The following is a 781-nucleotide window of genomic DNA, read 5'->3' as shown; positions in this document are numbered from 1 at the left end:
AATCAGAAGTACTTGGTTGTGGAACACTGCGCCAAAATCTTGCATAGGTAATGCGGGCTGGAAGAAGGCCGGGCTTCGCTAGACTACCATGATCAACCATACCTTAAACGTAGGCGATCGCCGTTGCTGACCGGGGCCACTGGGACAAAATGGCTTCAGCTAATGGGCGTTGTCGCTTCCGTACTGGGCACAGGCAGGGAAAAGTAAAAGGTACTGCCTTCCCCTAAATGGCTATGGACGCCGATGGTGCCGCCGTGGTGTTCAACGATCTTTTTACAAATAGGTAATCCCAACCCCGTACCCTGGGGTTTATCGGTGAGTACATCTCCTCCCCCCTGTTGGAATGGCTCAAAAATTTTCCCTTGATCCGCTGGATGGATGCCGGGGCCATTGTCAATAATTTCCGCCCTCAGATAATCCTGCTCCCGATAACCCTGGGCAATGATCAGACCATTGGCGGTGAATTTAACTGCGTTGGAAAGTAAATTCAGCACCACTTGCAAAATCCGATTTTCATCACCGATAAAGTCGGGCAAATTCGGTTCCAATACCACCTGCAACGTAATATTTTTCTCCTGGGCCTGGGGTGTGATGGTGGCGATCGCCCGTTCAATAATGGCCCCCAATTGACAGGACCGTTGTTCCCAGGACTCTTGTCCTGCTTCCATTTTGGCAATGTCTAACACATCGTTAATTAGAGCAGTGAGGCGGTGGGCTTCCGACTCAATAATGGCCAAATTCCGCATCACCCGGTCCATGGCTTTGCCAAGTTTGGGTTGAG

Annotated in this window: 1 protein-coding gene; it reads right to left on the bottom strand. The window is 50.7% G+C overall.

The annotated features are described in order from the left end of the window. Positions 1 to 155 precede the first annotated feature (155 nt). Positions 156 to 781, bottom strand: a 626-nt coding sequence (locus tag ACLNEE_RS16790) for a sensor histidine kinase (protein WP_412007438.1), incomplete at its 5' end; no start/stop codon positions are given.

Source organism: Aphanothece stagnina RSMan2012, assembly GCF_046764815.1.
Taxonomy (GTDB): Bacteria; Cyanobacteriota; Cyanobacteriia; order PCC-6307; family Cyanobiaceae; genus NIES-981.
Note: the sequence above shows the minus strand (reverse complement) of the source record. Positions and strands in the feature narration are given on the sequence as shown.